At 40.7% G+C, this 17,979-nt stretch carries 10 protein-coding genes and 1 pseudogene; 6 read left to right on the forward strand and 5 right to left on the reverse strand.

Going from position 1 to position 17,979, the window contains the following annotated elements; all coding sequences use genetic code 11:
- Positions 1 to 382: 382 nt before the first annotated feature.
- Both FJR08_RS13590 and FJR08_RS13595 read right to left on the reverse strand, forming a co-directional pair.
- Positions 383 to 3,331, reverse strand: coding sequence for an ATP-binding protein (locus FJR08_RS13590; RefSeq protein ID WP_174783093.1), 2,949 nt, complete (start codon positions 3,329 to 3,331; stop codon positions 383 to 385).
- On the reverse strand, positions 3,289 to 6,882 hold the full coding sequence (locus FJR08_RS13595; RefSeq protein ID WP_254435754.1) for an amino acid adenylation domain-containing protein: 3,594 nt from the start codon (positions 6,880 to 6,882) through the stop codon (positions 3,289 to 3,291). The genes FJR08_RS13590 and FJR08_RS13595 overlap by 43 nt, the downstream gene beginning before the upstream one ends.
- A 782-nt stretch (positions 6,883 to 7,664) precedes the next feature.
- Here FJR08_RS13595 and FJR08_RS13600 point away from each other — a divergent pair.
- Together FJR08_RS13600 and FJR08_RS13605 are read left to right on the forward strand one after the other, a co-directional pair.
- Entirely contained in the window at positions 7,665 to 9,575 is a 1,911-nt protein-coding gene (locus FJR08_RS13600) for a patatin-like phospholipase family protein (protein ID WP_015079728.1), read from the forward strand.
- Positions 9,576 to 9,691: 116 nt separating this feature from the next.
- Entirely contained in the window at positions 9,692 to 10,084 is a 393-nt protein-coding gene (locus tag FJR08_RS13605; protein WP_168633524.1) for a hypothetical protein, read from the forward strand.
- A gap of 173 nt (positions 10,085 to 10,257) precedes the next feature.
- On the opposite strand, the gene FJR08_RS13610 is transcribed toward FJR08_RS13605, so the two are convergent.
- Positions 10,258 to 10,440: a hypothetical protein gene (locus FJR08_RS13610; protein ID WP_015079730.1), complete on the reverse strand. Its 183-nt coding sequence runs from the start codon at positions 10,438 to 10,440 to the stop codon at positions 10,258 to 10,260.
- A 78-nt stretch (positions 10,441 to 10,518) separates the two neighbouring features.
- Between FJR08_RS13610 and FJR08_RS13615 the strand changes: the two are divergent.
- A pseudogene (locus FJR08_RS13615) lies at positions 10,519 to 11,821 on the forward strand (RNA-guided endonuclease InsQ/TnpB family protein).
- Positions 11,822 to 11,835: 14 nt separating this feature from the next.
- Complete coding sequence (locus FJR08_RS13620) at positions 11,836 to 12,132, forward strand: hypothetical protein (RefSeq protein ID WP_235081995.1); 297 nt, start codon at positions 11,836 to 11,838, stop codon at positions 12,130 to 12,132.
- A gap of 182 nt (positions 12,133 to 12,314) precedes the next feature.
- On the opposite strand, the gene argS is transcribed toward FJR08_RS13620, so the two are convergent.
- Positions 12,315 to 14,072 carry an arginine--tRNA ligase gene (gene argS / locus FJR08_RS13625; RefSeq protein ID WP_168633525.1) on the reverse strand — a complete coding sequence of 586 codons (1,758 nt, stop codon included), beginning with the start codon at positions 14,070 to 14,072 and terminating at the stop codon, positions 12,315 to 12,317.
- A 478-nt stretch (positions 14,073 to 14,550) separates the two neighbouring features.
- Between argS and FJR08_RS13630 the strand changes: the two genes are divergently transcribed.
- Entirely contained in the window at positions 14,551 to 17,085 is a 2,535-nt protein-coding gene (locus FJR08_RS13630) for an endonuclease MutS2 (protein WP_168633526.1), read from the forward strand.
- Here the strand turns inward: FJR08_RS13630 and FJR08_RS13635 are convergent.
- On the reverse strand, positions 17,082 to 17,312 hold the full coding sequence (locus FJR08_RS13635; protein ID WP_371415558.1) for a hypothetical protein: 231 nt from the start codon (positions 17,310 to 17,312) through the stop codon (positions 17,082 to 17,084). The two genes, FJR08_RS13630 and FJR08_RS13635, sit on opposite strands and share 4 nt — an antisense overlap.
- Positions 17,313 to 17,336: 24 nt before the next feature.
- On the opposite strand from FJR08_RS13635, the gene FJR08_RS13640 reads away from it, so the two are divergent.
- A complete protein-coding gene (locus FJR08_RS13640) occupies positions 17,337 to 17,939 on the forward strand; it encodes a DUF3038 domain-containing protein (protein WP_015079733.1) in 603 nt (200 codons plus the stop codon).
- Positions 17,940 to 17,979: the final 40 nt, after the last annotated feature.

Here is a 17,979-nt window from a genome sequence, read left to right on the forward strand (position 1 = left end):
GGCCTTTTTATAAGCACACTGGTATAATTCTACTACAAAGTTATTATTATCTGTGGAAACTATACGCAACTGAAATTCTTGCATATTTGTTGACTGTTAACCGTTGACTGTTGACTGTTAAGATGTTGCGTGTTTAATTCGGATAAGGAATGCAAGCAAGATGCTTGCACTACTTTAATTTCAGGATTTCTGAATTAAAGCATATTTCGTTATAATCAGGTACAAATTGAAATCATAAAACCCTTGTAGTGCGGGCATACTTCGACCCTTCGACAGGCTCAGGGCATCGCTTGCTCAGTACAAGTCTTGCCCGCTAGATGTATACCTCATAACACCGAAAAAAGCTGTATACAATTTAGCTGCACATCAGCTTAACCGTCAACTAATACGTCAATTTCGCCATTAAATTCAACCTGTCCACCGGATTTCGGTTTAATGCACTTTTGATATTACTTATTTCTGTTCCCTCTGGCAGAATTGGTGACAAAAATTTAAATTCTAACTTCAAGAATACATCTGCTTTCACATCTTTACTACCCAATAAGGTATTAAGAGTATTCTGAAAACTATTAAACCCTTTATATGGTCCTTGGTACTCTAAACGAATAAATTGCTCTCCCAAGGTTATACTTGCTGTCTGGTCAATTTGCAGGGGTAATTTCATCAATAAAGGAAAGGCAGTTAATAACTTGCGGTAGTCCATTACTTCTGCTACCGAAATTTCTAACAATTCAATGCCTTCGGCTTTATTATCTTTGATAAAATCAGCTAATTGGGTAAATACACTATTGTGTGTACCTTCAGCATTAAATGTTTCTGGTTTGACGGCAAATAAACTTCCTGGTTCTGCCACACCAGGAGAAGAAGTTCCACCAGTACCATAAGTAATTATGGAAGCTTTAGTTTCTTTTTCAACTATTTCTTCATTACCGTAGTCAACAACTATTTTAAAAATTGTAGTTTGGGTAATGCTAGTTTCATATTCATCACTAGGACGAAACACCCTATCATTAATTTCCGTGTTTTCTTGATACAATTTAATGGTTAATGCCCCAGATGCTTTCCACCTTAACCGCACAGGTTTTAACTTATCTGTACTAGGCATAACTTGGGCATTCAGTTCAATTTCTCGTGGTTTGGGTGGTTGGAGAATACCCCGACGATACAATTCTATTCTTTCAGAAAATTCTATGGAATCAGGGGGAACAATTTTATGATCATCAGTTTTGATGAATAGTTTTTCACCAATTTTTATATCCCAACTACCATCTAAAATTCCTGCGCGAATTGTTTCTCGTAATTTAGATATTTCCCCATCTAGGAAAATATTTAAACTCAAATCTTTAGCAAAAGTTTCTTTTAATGCTTTCGTTGTCCAATGATTTATGCCTGCTGGCCAAACTTTCTGTAATATGAATGCTGGTGCATAAGATTGTGCTTCATCTTGACGGATTTTTTGACAATCTTTGAGAGATTTTAAAATAATATCCTGTTGATTATTACCTTTAATATCACCAGATTCTTGGGCAGGTAAAGTATAGTGCATTAAACCCTTGGAGGCTTTCACCAGATCATTGGCAGGATAAAATAAATGCCGATAGGTATTAGTAATGGATACTCTAATCTTTAATTCACAATCACTTTTGCGTCCTTTCAGTTGTTTCTGCTGGTTTTCTGATAAGTCTTGCAAACGATTAGGAGAATTGAGAATATTTTGCATAGCCCGATATTCTCGCACATTCTCAATGGCACGTTGTAATTCTTGCTTATTAGCAATAAGAAATAACAGGCGATTTCTATAAGTGCGGAATTTTCCAGCTTCTCCAGTGCTGTTAAAAATCCGTTCTACTATGGCAGGTGGTCCATCTGTGGTAGAAGAAATTGTCTCTTCATCAAAATCAATAATGCACAAAGCTACACTATCAGCAACATCATCTACATCTGCGGGACTTATTGGTGCTGAAACTAATTTAAAGAATTTATCCGCGAAAATCGTATCCCGGCGTTTTCTTAATTCATCTTTGGCTTCAGTAGTGCCAATTTGTGCTTTTTCTTCGGAAATGATTTTATTGAGTGATGGTTCTTCTTTAAATCTGGCAATAAAGGTAATCGGATCATTTTCTAAATACCACGCTACTGCTGTGAGTCTGTCTAAAACAGTATCTACAAAGCCAATTTCTAATCCTGGTGTCAGTAGGGATAAGTTTAATTCAGGACGACGAATACCTGCGGCAATTCCTTGGTTAATGGAATGTAAGAAAATGGTTCTAGCTACCCAGGTAGAAAAGGGAGGTTTACCGGCTGCTTGCCATTCTGCGTCTTGTAATTGGCTATATGCTTCTCTACCATCTGGGTTATAAATGTCTGCTTGGATGGGGATTCGCATTAATTCTCTACCCAACCGAGAAGTTAAATCACTGGTAATTTCTTCTTCAATGCCTACAGGGATATGATGGGTGTGAATTAGAGGTATCCAAATTGGGGACTGGGAATTGGGAATATTTTGCCATAGATAACGTATAACTCCAGCAAATAGGCGTAATGCGCCCCTGGTGCGTTGGAAGTTGGCAATGGAGGCGATTTTTTTGGTTAATAGGCTAAATAGTTCAGGATGGAAGGGATAACTCTGTTCAATTCCTTCGGCATAACGGGCATCTTTGCAGCCATCTGGTAAGTCAATACGACTGGCTTTATAAGTTTGCAGATATTCCTTAGCTGCATCACTGGCTGCGTTGGCTTCAATGCTGTTAAACATCCGTTGTTTAACGATATTGTAAATTTCCACATCGGTACTGGGTTTGAGAATCCGTTCTTGTCTAGCTGTGGCCGAAATGGTTTCCCGAATTTCTGTAGTTTCTGCCCCAAAACTGTCAGTGGAGGAAGCGAGGGTGTAAACAAAGACTAAATTATTAGAAGCTGCTGCCAAGTCCATGAGGGAGAATAAAAAGGCGACAACTTGTTCTGCTAAGTCGCTATTACCAACTACTGTGGCTTTAGCTGCCCTGAGATAACGGGCTATTTCATCGAGAATAATTACTGTGGGTTGCCCTTGGGTAATGCGTTCTAAAACTACAGTACCAGGGCTAACTCGTTGTTCATCAGAACCTTTGAGTAAGCTGTAACCTGCTACACCACCGATTTGATAAGCTATTTCTCCCCACAGGGTATAGGTGGTAATGCCTGTATCTGAATGGTAAACACCGTTAACTGGATCTAAGTCTTGGCAAGCGATCGCCGATGCTTGAATTGGACGCTCTGGAATTAAATTAATATTATCAACAAAACGCTCTAATCCAGGGATTTCCCGCCCCTTTTTGGCGATATGCCACAAGGCGATTTCATCATGGGTTTTTCGGGTGGGGAAGTCAGTTCTAACTCTTGTTGCTGCAACCGTTGAATATGTGGCGACAATTGAGCAACTGTCGGTGCAGCAAATAAACTACGCAACGGTAGTTCTACTTTGAAGCTAGTGCGGATACGGGAAACTAATTGGGTTGCTAGTAGGGAGTGTCCGCCAAAGGTAAAGAAGTTATCATGAATACCTACTTGCTCTAGTTTGAGGACTTGTGCCCAAATTAGTGACAGGATTTCTTCGGTGGGGGTGCGTGGAGCTACGTACTGGTCTGTGAGTTCAGCGTGTAAATCTGGTATGGGCAAAGCGCGGCGGTCTACTTTGCCATTGGGGGTGAGGGGTAAGGAATCTAAAATGACGAAAGCCTGGGGACCCATGTATTCTGGAAGCTTTTGTGTGAGGAAGCTACGCAGTTCGCTGACAGTGGCTCTCTGCTCTTTTTGCGACACAATGTAGGCAACTAAGCGCTTGTCCCCAGGAATGTCTTCACGGACAATCACGCAAGATGCTTGCACATGGGGATATTGGCTGAGGACTGTTTCGATTTCGCCTAATTCGATGCGGAATCCCCGGATTTTTACTTGATTATCGCTGCGACCCAAGTATTCGATATTGCCATCTGGCAAATAACGGGCTAAGTCCCCGGTTTTGTAGAGACGGGAATTAGGGTAGGTGCTAAAGGGATTGGCGATAAATTTCTCTTGTGTTAACTCTGGTCGGTTGAGGTAGCCGCGTGCTAATCCGACTCCACTTATATGCAATTCTCCTGGTACACCTACTGGTACTGGTTGTAAATTTTCGTCAAGGATATAAAGTTGGGTATTGGCAATGGGACGACCAATGGGAGGCAGCAGCGGCCAAGTTTCCACGGAATTAGTCAGAGTAAAACTGGTGACGACATGACTTTCCGATGGTCCATAATGATTGTGCAAAGTACAATCAGTTAACTGGCTCAACCATTGAGAAATGGCAGGAGTAATCTGCAACTGTTCCCCCGCAGTGATGATTTGGCGCAGATTACTAATAACTAATTCCCGCTCAATAGCCACCTCGGCTAGTTGCTGTAAACCAACAAAGGGAAGAAACAGTCTCTCAACAGCTTGTTCTTGGAGTAAACCTAACACAGCCAATGGTTCTCGGCGCAATTGCTCTCCAATCAACAGCAATGTCCCCCCAGAACACCAGGTTGAGAAGATTTCTTGGAAGGAAACATCAAAGCTAATCGGCGCAAATTGCAGGGTTTTTGCCCCACTAGAAATTGTGACATTTTGCCGTTGCCACAGGAGCAGATTGCAAAGAGCAAGCTGATTCATGGCCACACCTTTTGGTTGACCTGTAGAACCAGAGGTGTAAATCACATAACCCAAGTTATGTCCTTGCACCTCAGAGATGAGATTCTCTGGACTCAACTGAGAAATTAGTTGCCATGCGGTATCTAAGCAGACAATATTTTCTTGATGGGTTTGTAATTTTTCAACTAATTTTTGTTGACTTAGTAATACCGAAACTTGAGCATCTTCTAGCATGAAAGTCAGACGCTCTTGTGGATATTCAGGGTCAATTGGTACATAGGCTCCACCCGCTTTGAGAATGCCTAGTAGTCCCACTACCATCTCTAAAGAACGCTCTACACAAATCCCCACCAGCACATCCGCACCCACACCATGAGAGCGTAAGTAATGCGCTAATTGATTAGCCTGACAATTCAACTGACTATAGGTAAGTTGTTGATTTTCAAACACCACCGCCACTGCATCCGGGGTCAGATCAACCTGCGACTCAAATAACTGATGGATACATTTATCCTGGGGATCATCAACCTGAGTATCATTCCACTCCAGCAAAATTTCCCGCCGCTGCTGCTCAGATAACAAAGGTAGGTAAGCAATACACTGGTCAGGTTCGGTGAGAATACCTTGCAGAAAAACAGTAAACTGCTCTTGCATTCTGGCAATACTGTCATTATTCAATATATCGGTGTTGTAGAACCAACAACATTTCTTCCCATCTGAGGAAATTATGAAAGTTAGATCACTTCCCAACGGACTTTGGTAGTCCTCTAGTTTTTCCACACGCTCTACAACCACTGGGAAAAACTGCTCACTACCCCGATCGGACAACGAACGAAGAGATGGATACCTAGTCACCACATCCCGGACATAAGTTAGGGGAAGTTGGGTAAATTCGAACTGTTTTTTTAAAGCCGCAAAACTTTGCTCGTAATCTATATTTACCCGATAAGGAACAACTGACGCAAACAAGCTTTCGAGTCCGACCAACTGTCGTTGTAATTCAATATCTTTAAATCCGATATCAAAACATCCGCTGCCACCAATTCGAGCCAGATAAGTAATAAAAGCAGCTGCGAGAAAATCACTTCGGTGCCATTGGGGATGGCGTTGTAACCATAAGGTAATTACCTCATCGGGTACAAACATCCTGGCACTGGCATACTGTGGTTCTTTCAGGTGTAATGATGCTGTCTGCTTTGCCTCAGGAATAGTGATGGACTCTAAGATTCCTAGCCTTTCTACCCAAAAAGCTTCATGCTTAACAATTGACTGATCAAACTTCTCAATCTGCTTGACCTGATTAGGCTCAAGATCACAAAACTGATACCCGACTTGCAAGCCAAATTTCTCCACCAGATATGAAATTGATAGTGCTTGACCATTAATAGCCAGTACCTGACGTAGTGCAATATCATAACTTGCTGTAGAAACTGTGATATAAGTAGGTTCAATGTTTGTGATCGTTCCCGGAGGGTAGTTGGACAAGTTACCCTGAACCTCAAGCTTAGAGACTATAAACAAATTGCTGTCTATAGCCAATTTAGGCCGACCTAATGGATTGGGATAAGAACCAAAATCTAAAGCCCTAATCAGGGCATCTAACTCATAAGCACAACGCTTCCATGAGATGATTCCGCCTGCCCTCAGCCTTTTGAAGCGGGAAAAATAGGTGCGCTGATTCAGGTTTACTTTGGTTGCTACAAATGTACCAGAGGATAGCTCATCAACTAGTTGAGCAAATGCATTAATAGCAGATTCATAGCATTTCCCATTCAGAGTCAAAGCTGTCTCGTCATCAGCAATATCGATAATTACCTGCTTCAGGATATCGCCCGCATCAACCATAGCGGCCATTATATGCCACGTCACCCCATGAGTCTTCTCCTGATTCATCAACGCCCAGGAAGTGACATTGACTCCTGCATATCTTGGTAGGGGGGCATCATGATAGTTGATCGCAAATTGGCGTGGTAACTCTAGAATTTCCTGGGGTAAAACATACCTATTGACAATACTGAACAGGTAATCAAAAGGCTGCTGGCTTAAAAATTCTCCGAGATGATCTGTTGGCTTAATATAAGGTATGTTTTTCCCCTCAGCCCAGTTAATTATCGATGCATCTGCGGAGATAATGCCGTAAATTACGTGACCTTGATTGATCAGTATTTCAGCACATTGAATCGGTAAAGTTCCCTCGCCAATAATAAAGCAATTAAATTTATTTTGATGATTAGCCATAATAGCGAGTTTTTTAACTATTTTGTCTATTTTAGATAACTAAAATAGACCTCTCCGGAAATTAGGTTTTCAGCTAGACAGGTTAAGGGTTTCAGATTCTTTTTCGGAGATGTTTGATGCTTACATATAAGCAATACCGATGATTACCGTATAAGAATTTTCCCTCATTTGTCAATGCGTAAGTTCTAAATATATTTTGTTAAAGTTATGACTCACTCTTACAACTTACGCAAGCGTCACACCAAAAATCTATTGTAGGGTGCATCAGATATCAACAATCTGTTTATTTGCTAGATTTTTGCGGTTTAATGCACCTTACAAGAAAGACTGGGAAGTTTGAAAGTCCCTGAGTAAGCATTGCGTAGCAATGCCTGACTTGCTTTAGACCGGGGAGTGTCAACAATGTGACAGTTAGGGTGCGGAATGTGGGATATAAAGATGCACCGTTAGATAGATAAGCATAAGTCTTACCTGCTATCTATTGCATTTTTTTGATAAAGCTGAGATTATTTAAAAGTCTAGGTTAAGTGCGTTGGAGTTAAAAATATATGGGACTCCTATGGGATTTTGGCACAAAACTACCATAGCATTGGGATCAGTGTACAAGTCTTATAGGAAAGAATGATCAGTCAGCATTTAGAAACTACGACACTTGTAGTGTGAGTATTGCAGCAACAGTCAATATATTTACCAACAAGCTATATGGCCTGATAGATAAAAATAAATTATGTATATAGTTCGTTGATTAATTACAAATTATATGATTTGGAGATGAAAATGTTGTGACAAATCAAGTAAATACCCAATCAGTTCTGACATTTGATGGTCAAGATGACTACATAAATTTTGGCAAAAATGATATTGGTGGTGTGTTTGCTCAGGGGAGTTCAGCCTTTACGATTTCCGGATGGGTGAATCCGCATCAACTCACCAATAAAGCAACTACATACGGGGCACACAATGTATTTTTTGCCCGTTCTTCAGACCGATACAGTGATAATTTTGAATTTGGCATCAGTGAAGAAGGTAATTTAGATGTATACATTGATGAAAATATTGACAATGTTATTAAAACCTTTGGCAATGGAGAATTAACCATCGGACAATGGCACTTCTTTGCCATTGTTTTTAATGGTGGTCAACTGACTATATATCTTGATGACCATGAATATACTGGGTCTTTGACAGGTTCTTCTTTGAACAAAGCAACTAGTCCTATAACCATGGGGGCGACTTTACACAATAATGTATACTTTACAGGACAGTTGGCAAATATTAGCGTCTGGAATTATCCCTGCACTCAAGACCAAATCCAAACGCATCGCTCTAGTCCTCTAGTCGGAAATGAACCAGGATTAGTAGCCTACTGGAGATTAAACGAAGGAGAAGGAACAACTGTCCAAGACCAGAGTGGAAATACCCATAATGGAACCTTGTATGGTGATCCCAGTTGGAATTTAGCACAAGTTCTATTTGCGATCGCACAATCATCCAGCGAGGGACACAGACCAAGTAGTTCACCTGCAGAGATAGCCGAAATCGCCCAAACTACCGAATACCCAATCCCAGACAATATTCAACAACAGGAACAAGCGCAAACACCCTCTCAAGAGGAATCGAAACAAACTATGAATAATACAGCAAATCCCAAATATAAAATACTTGCTATTGATGGCGGTGGTATTCGGGGTATTATCCCCGCAATCATCTTAACTGAAATTGAAAAGCGGACACAAAAACAGATTTTTAGTTTGTTCGATTTAATTGCAGGTAGTTCCAGCGGAGGAATTCTCGCACTCGGACTAACTAAACCGCGATTAGATTTAGCAGGATCTGATAGCCCACCCGTCGCCCAATACAGCGCTGAAGAACTTCTGCAAATATATTTGGAATATGGGGCTGAGATATTTTACGAGCCATTCTGGGAACAATTACTCGGACAGCTAGAGGATATATTCGTTCAACCAAAATATTCTTCAGAGGGGAGAGAAGAAATTATCAAGCAATATTTTGGCGACAGCCCTTTAGAAAATAATCTCAAAGAAGTTTTCGTAACGAGCTACGATATCGAGCAGCGAATTCCCATATTCTTTACTAATAAGCTCGAAAAACAACAGACTAAATCGAAAAAGTTTCGCAAGTTATGCCTAGGTTTTACGCTCACAGATGCAGCATTGGCAACTAGTGCAACTCCGACTTATTTTGCTCCCTATCGTGTTTCCAGTTCCCATAATACCAACGGCTTCTATACATTAGTGGATGGGGGATTAGTTGCGAATAATCCCGCTAATTTGGCTATTTTAGAAGCGCAAATTAGTAGGCAAGAAAATCAACAAGCCCTGAATATGGAGGATATCTTGGTAGTATCCTTGGGTACCGGTTCCCTGACCAGTGTCTACCCTTATGACCAAGTGAAAAATTGGGGACTATTGCAATGGACAAAGCCGCTGTTAAATATGGTGCTTGACGGCGGGAGTGAAGTAGTAGCTGGAGAATTAGAACGGTTGTTTGAGGCTACTAATAAAGGTCATAAAACTTCTTATTATCGGTTTCAACCATTCTTAAAAAGTGAACTCGAAGATATAGATAATGCCAAACCAGAAAATCTGCGCCAATTACAAACTTTAGCGAATATACTGATTCAAGAAAAAAATCAAGAAATCGATGAATTGTGTAGTATCTTGTCAAGTTAGGGACTGCCAAAATAAAAAATATCCCATATTTAGGGTGCGTCAGCCGAACGGTTATTAATTGAAATCACAGATTGATAAGATTGTCAGCAAAAGTATCACAATTTTAGGTAATTACAATGGACGAAATCGTTAAAAAATTGGCTGGTCTGGGTCTTCCTGGCATAATTCTCGTGGTTTTAGCAGTTTCATCAGCAGGTAGTAATGCTGCTATTATTGCTACCCTCACATCTGTGGGAGGACCGTTTGGTATCCTCGGAGGTATAGGTCTGCTTGGTCTGACAACAGTTGTAGGGGATACTGTAGCAGGCTATGGAATTGAAGCTATTCTCAAGGCTATATATACAGAACGTAGCAAAACCGAATCAGTCAGATTTCTGCTCAAAGAAATTAAAGATTTGCCCATTTCAGACGACCTAAAACTCAAACTGAAAAATCACCTCAGTCCCGAAGCCAATACTTCTGCTGAAGCACCAGCAGAACCAAGGGAAGTGGAAATTGTCGAGGAATAATTTCTGGATTTACCCTTCTGTCACAGTCAGTAACTCAGTCCCTTTAGGACTGAGCTTGCCAGAAAAGCAGAAACTTACACAAATATAGTTCTGTTTCCCTTTTTTATAGGATAACTTGGTAAGCGTAAAACTCAGTGGCTAAAGCCGGAGAGATATAAGCGACACAGACGAATTTATTCGCCTTCAGTCTTCATTTTTTCTATAAGCTTATCAGTAAATTCTCTTAATCGTTCTTGCCAGTCTGGGACGGCTTTTAACTTTGCCTTGACTCCAGGCAACACTTTAAAGCAAACAGGGTCTTTATCAAAGGGCTGTTTACTTGTGAAACCTAATTTGTTATTTTTCTGGAATGGCATTACTATTCAATAAATATGTTGATATACTAACAATATCACAACATTGCAGGTCGAACAATGTCTAAGGCTAAAAAGTTAATGGGAGTTCAACAAGTTTTGTTATCCCCAGACAACGAAACAAAAGCGGTATTAGAGTATCTTTGTCAGCAATCAGGCAAAATTTATAATAGTGGTGTTTACTTTGCTCGACAGACGTTTTTCAAAACTGGAAAGTTATTAACTAACAAGTTTGATTTGATTTACGAAAAATCCATCAGTAAATCACTTGTCGCCCAGTCAATGCCATCAGTTCCAATGCAGCAGACTCTAATATCAGTGGCAGAAGGTTTTAAATCTTTTAAAGAATTGCGCTCTTTGTTTCTCGAAGGACAATTACACTTTAAACCTAAAGCACCAGATTACTTGACAGGTTCTAAACTTTTTAAGGTTGCTTATCCAACTTCAGGAGGACAACCTCCAACATTAATTAACGGACAACTTAGATTTTCATTAGGAACAACTGTTAGGCGATGGTTTGGTATTTCTGACTTCTTTCTGACAATGCCTTCAAACATTGATTACTCAAAGGTTAAAGAATTTACTATCCTCCCTAAAAATGGTGCTTTCTACTTGGAAATTTCTTATGAAGTCAAGAGACAAAAACATGATTTAGACATCAATCAAGCTTTATCAATTGATTTGGGAACTGCTGACAATTTAGCAGCTTGTGTTGATACTTTGGGTAATTCCTTGTTGATTGATTCTCGTTCAATGAAAGCGATGAACCAGCTTTGGAATAAACAAGTATCAACTCGCAAAGAGGGGAAACCTGAAGCTTACTGGGATAACTGGTTAGACCGAGTAACCCGTAAACGCAACCATCAAATGAAAGATGGCGTTAATAAAGCTGCAAAACTAATTATTGACCACTGCCTAAAATACGGTATTGGCACATTAGTCATTGGCTGGAATGAAGGCTTTAAATCTAACGCTAATATGGGTAGATTGAACAATCAGAGGTTTGTTCAAATGCCTCTAGGAAAGCTTAAAGACCGACTAAAGCAACTATGTGATTTACATGGGATTAGATTTCAAGAAACTGAAGAATCTTATACGTCAAAAGCATCTTTCTTAGATGGAGACTCCCTGCCCGTTTATGGTCAGAAACCAGAAGGGTGGAAAGCATTACTGTTAGCGCGTTAAACGTGGATTGTATCAGTCAGCTAATGGTTCAATTGTTAACGCTGATCTAAATGGTGCAGCGAATATTTTGCGAAAAGTAGCGGGAAGATTAGGTCTTTCACTTAATCAACTCAGTAGACGATCCTTGACAATCGTAGCGAGAATTAGACTTTGGGTTTTGCCTAAAACTATTCTGTCCGCAGAATCTCAGTGTCTTTAGACCTGAGAGTGTCAATGACAAATGGTGTGGTCTTTGTTTGTGCTATTTTTATTATCTTTTCTTTTACTGTGGGTTATCTTTTGGGTGGTCCTGGTATTGATACTCAAAGAGTTCTAGGAGTAGGAACTGCACAACGCAATTTTGCCGCAGCATTGTTAATAGGTACGAGTAATTTTGATGATCCGAATGTGATCAGTGTGATTATGGTGACGAGTTTATTAATGATGGTATCTGTTCTGATTTTGGGTAAAAACTTACCAGAATTAGATCAAGGACTGGGTGTAGATTTAGAAAAGGTAGAGGTTTCGTGATGACATAATTGCTGGTTATGGAGTTGGTTTTTTTGGCTAATGATATGTATGACGATGCTTACAGCAGATTTCGCTCTAATGAGGTACTTATGTAGCGGGCAAGATGCCCGCACTACAAGAGTTTCATGATTCAAGTGGGTTTTGTCTGTGTAGCTGAGATTTATAATCGTCAGAACTTAATATTACATCCTTTCTAAAACCTTAATTCCTAACAAAGATAATCCCAACTTGAGAGTTTTTGCAGTTAAATCACATAACATTAACCGCGAAGTTCTAGCAGGTTCTTCTGATTTGAGAACAGGGCAATTTTCATAGAACTTATTAAACTTATCGCTGAGTTGATACAAATAATCACACAAACGATTTGGCAATAAATCCTGTTCTACTTCCTTAATCACTTCATCAAGTTGCAAGAGATGTTTAGCTAAAGTTAATTCTGCATCTTCTTTTAGCAAGATTTGACGATTTATTCCTAAGTTGGTAAAATCAATATTCCCTTGACGACTAATACCTTGAATTCTCACATAAGCATAGAGAAGATAAGGGGCTGTATTGCCTTTGAGAGATAACATTTTGTCATAACTAAAGACATAACTGCTGGTGCGATTTTGGCTTAAATCTGCATATTTAACCGCACTAATCCCCACAACTTCAGCGACATTTTGCATAAATTCTTCTGTTTCTGTGCGTTCATCTTCTTGTAATCTATTTTCTATGTCTGCACGAGCGCGGTTAATGGCTTCATCTAACAAATCTCGTAACCGCACAGTATCCCCAGAACGAGTTTTGAATTTTTTGCCATCTTCTCCTAATACTAACCCAAAAGGAACATGAACTAATTCCACATCTTCAGGAATCCAATTTGCTTTTCTTGCGACTTGGAAAAATTGGGCAAAGTGGTTAGATTGTCCTTCGTCTGTCACATAAACAATCCGCTTGGCTTTATCTTCTTGAATGCGATAACCTAAAGCTGCTAAATCTGTGGTTGCATAGTTATAACCACCGTCAGTTTTTTGGACAATTAAAGGTAAAGGATTACCTTCCCTATTTGTAAAACCATCTAAGAAAACACATTTTGCCCCTTGGCTTGCTTCTAATAATCCCGTTGTTGCTAAATTTTCCACAACTTTTGGTAATAGTGGATTATAAAAAGATTCACCTCTTTCTATTAATTCAACATTGAGTAAATCATAAATAATTTGAAATTCTTGTCGAGATTGTTCACATAACAATTTCCACGCATGAAGTGTATCTTCCGCACCAGCTTGTAATCTCACAACTTCTTGACGGGAAGTTTCTTGAAAAACTGGATCTTCATCAAATCGCTGTTTGGCTTTGCGATAAAAATTGACTAGATCTCCAATATCTAAAGCATTTGCAGTAGTAAGTGCGTCTGGATAAACTTCCCGCAAATAGGTAATTAACATCCCAAATTGCGTACCCCAATCACCAACATGATTTAACCGCAAAACATCATGACCACAAAACTCTAAAATCCGGGCAATGGAATCACCAATAATAGTCGAACGTAAATGTCCGACGTGCATTTCTTTAGCAATATTTGGACTGGAAAAATCAACAATTTGCTTTTGTGGATTTGTTGCTGTGGGTATTCCCAATCTAGCATCTATCTGAATCGCGTTAAGTTGTGCTTCTAAATAAGAAGTTTGTAATTTGAGGTTAATAAAACCAGGACCTGCAATTTCTGGAGGTTCACAAATATCAGATACATCTAGTTTACTGACAATTTCCCCAGCGATAATTCTCGGTTGCTTTCCTAACTTTTTACTTAAAGATAAAGCCACATTAGCTTGATAATCACCAAATTTAGGATTACTGGCAGAAACTAAAATTGGATCTGTATTGGTATAATCTGTACCAAAAGCAGCTACTAAAGCCTGTGTTAATTTTAGTTTTAGTTGTTCTTGTGTAGCGTTCATTATGTAAATTGGATCTGTGTCAAAGGTGCTGTAATCCTTGATTTTAACTTGAAAATATGATCAATCAAAGAGAATTATCTAGTAGTTTGTCAAGATAAAAATGATGGACTGTAGTGTGAGCGTCTCGCTCACGCGGGCAAGACTTGTACTGAGCAGTTCGACAAGCTCACTGTAACACTTGTCGATAGCGCAGCGTGGCGTTAGCCATAGTATGCCCGCACTACCAAAAACCCGTCAAAATAAATTTGACGGGTAATGATAGGAAAAAACTTCTGTTTTTCCCTCCCCTACTCCCCCTGCCCCTCTTCTCCCCCTGGTTGCCTTTACCCGTCAATTAGTTCTTGACAGACTACTAGATGGTAGCATTCAGCCAGCGTCACCGTTTTTGTGACAAAAGAACCTAAAAATTTTAACCTTGAAGATTTAGTCTGATGGCGGCTAAAATTGTTACGATAACTTCAGATTAGTTGTTGAAACCTTGATTCAATCTGAAACCTTAGAATTACTAGAGTGGCCTCGCTTGTGCCAGCACCTTTCCACCTTTGCGGCAACTAAGCTAGGGGCAATAGTTGCGCGTGACTTGCCGATTCCTGAAACCCAGGTAGAAAGTGAACAGTTATTAGCGCAAACCAAAGAAGTTTACGAACTGGAAAGTCGTTTACATCCAGGATTATCCTTTGAAGGAATCCAAGATATCGGTGATTCCCTAGAACGGGCAATACTTCAAAGTATTTTACCTGGAGAGGAACTATTAGCGATCGCTACCACCCTGGCAGGGACAAGAAATTTACGCCGTGTCATTGATAATCAAGAAAATGTCCCAGTTTTAAACGATTTAGTTTCCCAATTACGAACGTACCCAGAATTAGAACAGGAAATCCACCGTTGTATTGATGAACGGGGAGAAGTAACTGATCGCGCTAGTCAGAAAATGGGGGAAATTCGGGTAGAATTGCGGAAAATCCGCAGCCAAATTACTCAAAAACTCCAAAATATTATCCAAGCAAAATCGGGAGCAATTCAAGAACAGTTAATTACCCAAAGAAGCGATCGCTTTGTCATCCCCGTCAAAGCCCCCCAAAAGGACGCAATTCCCGGCATTGTTCATGACACCTCCACCAGTGGCGCAACCCTGTATATAGAGCCTAGCAGTGTCGTTCCCTTGGGTAATCAACTGCGGCAAATCTTCAGAAAAGAGCAAACCGAAGCCGAAGCCATTCGTCGGACTTTGACGGAGAAAGTAGCCGCAGTTACCCCAGATTTAGAAAGGTTATTAGCCATTGTCACTACCTTAGATCTAGCAGTTGCGAAAGCTCGTTATAGTCTGTGGATAGGTTCTAACCCCCCGCGCTTTATCAATCGCCAAGACAATGAAATTATCACCTTGCGAAATCTGCGCCACCCGTTATTAGTATGGCAACAGCAGCACGAACAAGGAAATCCCGTCATTCCGGTAGATTTGCTGATCAGTCCCCAAATTCGGGTAGTCACCATCACAGGACCAAATACAGGTGGAAAAACGGTAACTTTAAAAACCTTGGGATTAGCGGCTATCATGGCGAAAGTGGGTTTATTTGTTCCTGCCCGTGAACCCGTAGAAATGCCGTGGTTTTCGCAAGTTTTAGCTGATATTGGGGATGAACAATCTTTACAACAGAGTTTATCCACGTTTTCAGGACATATTCGCCGCATTAGTCGAATATTAGAAGCATTGGAGGAGAAAGGAGTCAGGAGTCAGGAGTCAGACTTCGACTTCGCTCAGTCGAACGGAGTCAGGAGAAAGAAAGAAGAAGAGGAAGAAGTCAGGAGAAAGGAAGAGGAAGAGGAAGAGGAAGAAAAAGAAAAAATAAAACTACCAATCCCCAGTCCCCAGTCCCCAGTCCCCAGTCCCCAGTCCCTCGTATTACTGGATGAAGTTGGTGCAGGCACAGATCCGGTTGAGGGTAGTGCATTAGCGATCGCTTTACTCAAATATCTCGCCAATCATACCCAGCTAACAATGGCTAGTACCCACTTTGGCGAACTCAAAGCCTTAAAATATGAAAATCCTCAGTTTGAAAATGCTTCCGTAGAATTTAACGAAACCACCCTTTCACCCACTTATCGGCTATTGTGGGGGATTCCTGGACGTTCCAACGCCTTGAGTATTGCCTTGCGTTTAGGGTTAAAACCAGAAGTAGTAGCAGCAGCTAAAACTCAGGTTGGAGAAGCCACAGACGAAGTAAATCAAGTCATTGCCGGTTTAGAAGCCCAACGTCGCCACCAAGAAACCAAAGCCGCAGAAGCCCAAAAAATATTACGTCAAGCCGAACGATTATATAAAGAAGTTTCTGACAAAGCCGCTGCTTTAGAAGCCAGAGAAAAAGATTTGCGGGCTTCCCAAGAAATTGCCGTTCAACAAGCAATTACCCAAGCCAAAGGTGAAATTGCCCAAGTTATCCGCCGCTTGCAAAAAGGCACAGCCAACGCCCAAGATGCCCAACAAGCCACCGCATCCCTCAGTCAAATTGCCCAAAAATATGAACCTGCACCGCCACCTAAACCTAAACCTGGGTTTATGCCCAAAGTCGGCGATCGCGTGCGAATTCCCAAATTAGGGCAAACCGCCGAAGTCTTAACAATTCCTGATGCTGACGGCAATTTCGCCATTCGTTTTGGCATCATGAAAATGACAGTCCAACTCCAAGATATAGAATCATTAGATGGACAAAAACCCGAACCCATAGTTAAAACAAAACCAGCCCCAGCCGTAGTTACACCACCACCAGCCCCAGCCATTCGCACCTCTCAAAATACTGTAGATTTGCGCGGAAAACGCGTAGCTGATGGCGAATATATCTTAGACAAAGCCATTTCTGAAGCCGCTGGACCCCTATGGATTATTCATGGACACGGTACTGGCAAACTAAAGCAAGGAGTTCACGCTTTCTTACAACAACATCCCAGAATTACCCATTACGAACCAGCAGCACAAGCCGATGGTGGTAGTGGTGTCACTATTGCTCATATCTAAAGGGAACAGGGAACAGGCAAAATTATTACAACTAACAACTGTACGGGCGAAGCATTTGGAGAACTATTTTTGGCAATGACCGATAATTTATCTTCCCAATGCTTCGCCCCTACTGACAACTGTACGGGCGAAGCATTTGGAGAACTATTTTTGGCAATGACCGATAATTTATCTTCCAAATGCTTCGCCCCTACTAACAAATCTCGTTTCCAAATAGGCAACAACACCAGCGTCTTTCAGCTTAATCATCTATGCTAAAAGTTATGCACTCAACCGCTAATTCCACTATACCAAAATCAGCTTGGGAGGATTTAAGTCAACTCCCAGCCTCGAGTACAATTCAATGGGAAAATATCAAAACTCAGTTAGATTTAGTGCTATTAGCCCTAGAGACCTTAACTGGCATTGGTTCAGAGGCAATGCTATCAGCCGCAGTTAGTCTGGATTTAGAATCAAAAGTACCAGATCGGGTAGCCCTGTGGCGATTGCGGCAATCGAATCCCCTTCGCAAAAGTCAAGGAGGACGAAAAAAATTAGATGTAGAAGAAGCGCGATCGCTAGTTTTAATTATCTGTTATCTCGCCAAGCAGCACCAGGAATTAATTCGCCGGGCTGTCGGTTTATTAGAGCAGATGACAGCAAATAAGCAACAACCTCACCAAACTGCGTTATTGGGAGATTATATAGATAGTTTTTGTAATACTTACCAAGAACGCATGGAAGAGGAAGAAGCCACTCCTGGGGATATACTTACCCACCTAGCCCTAAAACTGTTAATAAATTTACTCTTTTATAGTGCCGGCGGTGGACACCGTCGTTTGTGGTTAGCACTCATAGACCTTTCCACAAAATAATTTGTGATTTGCGATTTTCACTCCCAATCTAAAATCCAAA

Source organism: Dolichospermum sp. UHCC 0260 (genome assembly GCF_009711985.1).
Taxonomy (GTDB): domain Bacteria; phylum Cyanobacteriota; class Cyanobacteriia; order Cyanobacteriales; family Nostocaceae; genus Dolichospermum; species Dolichospermum lemmermannii.